This is a genomic window from Mycobacterium colombiense, from assembly GCF_003284975.1.
Taxonomy (GTDB): domain Bacteria; phylum Actinomycetota; class Actinomycetes; order Mycobacteriales; family Mycobacteriaceae; genus Mycobacterium; species Mycobacterium europaeum_A.
The window spans coordinates 1-3,437 of record NZ_QMEU01000198.1 but is presented as its reverse complement, the minus strand read 5'-3'; the positions used below and the strand labels follow the sequence as shown (position 1 = coordinate 3,437).

Here is a 3,437-nt window from a genome sequence, read left to right as displayed (position 1 = left end):
CGCGCTGGGCGACTTCGTCGACCTGAAATGCCCATTCACACTTGGCCATTCGCGCGCCGTGGCCCGGCTTGCCGGACAGGCCGCGCAGGCCGCCGGCCTCGACCGCGACGCGGTTGCGCTGACCCGGCGCGCAGGCCACGTCCACGACCTGGGCCGCATCGGGGTGTCGAACCAGATCTGGTCGCGGCCGGGACCGTTGAGCGCCTCGGAGTTCGAGCGGGTGCGGCTGCATCCGTACCTGACGGTGCGCATCCTCAACCAGGTGCCCGGCCTCACCCGGCTGGCGGAGGTCGCCGGCAATCACCACGAATGCCTGGACGGGTCGGGCTACCCGCGCGGCCTGGCCGCCACCGCGCTTGGCCTGCCGGACCGCATCCTGGCCGCCGCGGTCTGTTACCAGTCCGCCTGCGAGCCAAGGCCGTATCGCGAACAGCTATCGCCGGCCGCGGCCGCCCGCCGGTTGCGGGGCCGGGCACAGGCAGGCGCGCTCGACCCGGTCGCCGTCGAGGCCGTGCTGCAGGCGGCGGGACAACCCTCGCAACGGCCGGCCCCGCGACCGGACGGGCTGACCCCACGCGAGATCGAAGTCCTGTGCCTGGTCGCGCGCGGCGCGTCGAACAAGCAGATCGCGGCGTCGCTGGTGATCAGCGAGAAGACCGCCCGCAACCATGTCGAGCGCACCTACGCCAAGATCGGCGTGTCCAACCGCATCGGCGCCAGCATGTACGCCCTGCAGCACGGGCTGGTGCACACGGGAACATGAGGCAATCGCCCCATGTTCTTCCGGGCCGATGAGGCGCACAATCAGCTAATGAAGCGCTACCTGACGGTCGGCTACGGCGCCGCCGCTTATCTGCTCTTTCTCGCCGTATTTCTCTATCTCGTCGCGTTCCTGGGCAACTTCTGGGTGCCGCGGACGGTCGATCACGGGCTCGCCGCGCCCGTCGGCCAGGCGGTGTTGGTCAACATGATCCTGCTCGGTGTGTTCGGCCTCCAGCACAGCGTCATGGCGCGGCCGGGTTTCAAGACGAGGTGGACGCGGCTGGTGCCGCCGTCGATAGAGCGCAGCACCTACGTGATGCTGTCCAACGTCGTGCTGGTGCTGCTGTATTGGCAATGGCGGACGATGCCGGCCGTCATCTGGAAGGTGGAGCTGCCAGCCGGGCGCCTGGCGCTGTGGACGCTGTTCTGGCTCGGCTGGGCCATCGCACTGGCGTCGACGTTCATGATCAACCACTTCGACCTGTTCGGGCTCCGGCAGGTCTATTTGGCGTGGCGCGCAAAGCCTTACACCAATCTCGATTTCCGCGTCCGGTTCTTCTACCGCCTGGTGCGCCACCCGCTGATGCTCGGCTTCGTCATCGCGTTCTGGGCGGTGCCCACCATGACGGCCGGGCATCTGCTCTTCTCCATCGTGATGACGGGCTACATCCTGATCGCCACGCAATTCGAAGAGCGCGACCTGGTGGCCGCGCTGGGCGATGACTACCGCGACTACCGCCGACAGGTGCCAATGCTGCTGCCGCTGGGGCGCCGGTCGCGCGGTGGCCCCACCCAACCGGCCGAGCTGCACTAACTTTCGGGCGGCAAAAAGATCCGCGCCCGGCGACACCGGCGGCGCGCGACCTGTCAGGATTGACGGTATGGACGTCAAGGAGGTGCTGCTCCCCGGGGTCGGTCTTCGCTACGAGTTCACCGATCGCAACGGTGACCGCATCGGCATCATCGCGCGGCGCAGCGGCGATTTCGACGTCGTCGTGTATGCCCGCGACGACCCGGACGAAGCCAGGCCGCTGCTGCACCTCAGCGACCAGGAGGCCGAAGCCGTGGCCCAGATCCTGGGGGCGCCGCGGATCGCCGAACGTTTCACCGAGCTGGCCCGCGAGATCCCCGGGCTCGAGACGGGCCAGGTCCACATCCTGGCCGACAGCCCGTTCGTCGATCACCCGCTGGGCGACACCCGGGCCCGCACCCGCACCGGGGCATCCATCGTGGCGATCGTGCGCAACGAGGAGGTGCTCGCCTCACCCGGGCCCTCCGAAATGCTGCACGTCCAAGACGTTCTGATAGTCATCGGCACCGAAGACGGAATCGCGGGCGTCGAGAAGATTATCGACAAAGGCTGAGCCGGTGCAGATTTCGGGGACGCTGCTGCTCCAACTCGGCGCCCTCCTGGCCACCCTGGCCGTATTGGGCGCCGCCGCACGCCGATTCGCGTTGTCGCCCATCCCGGTGTACCTGCTGGCCGGCCTGGCGCTGGGCAACGGCGGCATCCTGCCGGTGGCCGCCGGCGGGCAGTTCATCACGACCAGCGCGCCCATCGGCGTCGTGTTGCTGCTGCTGACCCTGGGCTGCGAGTTTTCGGCGGCCGAATTCTCTGCCAGCATGCGCCACCATCTGCCGTCGGCGGCCGTCGACATCGTCCTCAACGCCGCGCCCGGCGCGATCGCCGGCTGGCTGCTGGGGCTCGACGGCGTGGCGATTCTGTGCCTGGCCGGCGTCACCTACATCTCCTCGTCGGGCGTCATCGCGCGGCTGCTCGAGGACCTGCACCGGCTCGGCAACCGGGAGACGCCGGCCGTGCTGTCGGTGCTGGTGCTCGAGGATTTCGCGATGGCCGCCTACCTTCCGCTGTTCGCGGTCCTGGCATCCGGCGGCGGGTGGCTGCACGCCGTCGGCGGCATGGTCGTGGCGGTGGGCGCCCTGGTGGCCGCGTTCGCCGCGTCCTACCGGTGGGGTCACCACGTCGACCGGCTGGTGGAGCACCCGGACTCCGAACAGCTCATGCTGCGGGTGCTGGGCATCACCCTGATCGTGGCGGCCGTGGCCGAGTCCCTGCACGCCTCGGCCGCCGTCGGCGCGTTTTTGGTGGGCCTGACCCTGACCGGCGAGACGGCCGAGCGGGCCCGCCAGGTGCTGGGCCCGCTCCGGGATCTGTTCGCCGCCATCTTCTTCCTTGCCATCGGGTTCTCGGTGGACCCGCACGAGTTGGTTCCGATGCTTCCGGCGGCGCTGATCCTGGCCGTGGTGAGCGCGGCGACCAAGGTGGCCACCGGGGTGTTCGCGGCCCGGCACGACGGGGTGGCGCGGCGCGGGCAGCTGCGCGCGGGCACCGCGCTGATCGCCCGGGGCGAATTCTCGCTGATCATCATCGGTTTGGCCGGCAAGTCGCTGCCAGCGGTCGCCGCGCTGGCGACGTCCTACGTGTTCATCATGGCGATCGTGGGGCCGGTGCTCACCCGCTACGTCGGGGGCCCGCGGCCGGCCGGCGCAGCACCGGCCTGACCCCGGCCCGGTCGGCCCCTCCGGTTAGCCCATCCGTCAGCCGATGTGCAGGGCCACCACCATCCACCGGGTGCTTCCCGCCGCGCTGACCTGTTCGACGCGGCAGGCGATGGCATGGATCCGGTTGCCGCGGCTGTAGGAGCCGAAGACCT

At 69.7% G+C, this 3,437-nt stretch carries 4 protein-coding genes and 1 pseudogene; 4 read left to right on the top strand and 1 reads right to left on the bottom strand.

The annotated features are described in order from the left end of the window. The 4 genes from DQP58_RS26215 to DQP58_RS26200 form a co-directional block, all read left to right on the top strand. A partial coding sequence (locus tag DQP58_RS26215) for an HD domain-containing phosphohydrolase (RefSeq protein ID WP_114149376.1) occupies positions 1–763 on the top strand: 763 nt, incomplete at its 5' end. A 48-nt stretch (positions 764–811) separates the two neighbouring features. Further along, positions 812–1,576 carry a methanethiol S-methyltransferase gene (gene mddA / locus DQP58_RS26210; RefSeq protein WP_205869552.1) on the top strand — a complete coding sequence of 255 codons (765 nt, stop codon included), beginning with the start codon at positions 812–814 and terminating at the stop codon, positions 1,574–1,576. 67 nt (positions 1,577–1,643) lie between these two features. Further along, positions 1,644–2,126: a cation:proton antiporter regulatory subunit gene (locus DQP58_RS26205; protein WP_112710945.1), complete on the top strand. Its 483-nt coding sequence runs from the start codon at positions 1,644–1,646 to the stop codon at positions 2,124–2,126. Positions 2,127–2,130: 4 nt separating this feature from the next. Continuing rightward, positions 2,131–3,285, top strand: a complete 1,155-nt coding sequence (locus tag DQP58_RS26200) for a cation:proton antiporter (protein ID WP_112710944.1) — start codon at positions 2,131–2,133, stop codon at positions 3,283–3,285. A gap of 36 nt (positions 3,286–3,321) precedes the next feature. Here DQP58_RS26200 and DQP58_RS27700 read toward each other — a convergent pair. Then, positions 3,322–3,437 (bottom strand): annotated as a pseudogene (locus tag DQP58_RS27700) (Rv3235 family protein); the annotation flags it as partial.

Bases quoted from the DNA above. Each gene is read 5' to 3' on its own strand.
- mddA (WP_205869552.1), top strand. From the start codon at position 812: ATGAAGCGCTACCTGACGGTCGGCTACGGCGCCGCCGCTTATCTGCTC.
- DQP58_RS26205 (WP_112710945.1), top strand. From the start codon at position 1,644: ATGGACGTCAAGGAGGTGCTGCTCCCCGGGGTCGGTCTTCGCTACGAG.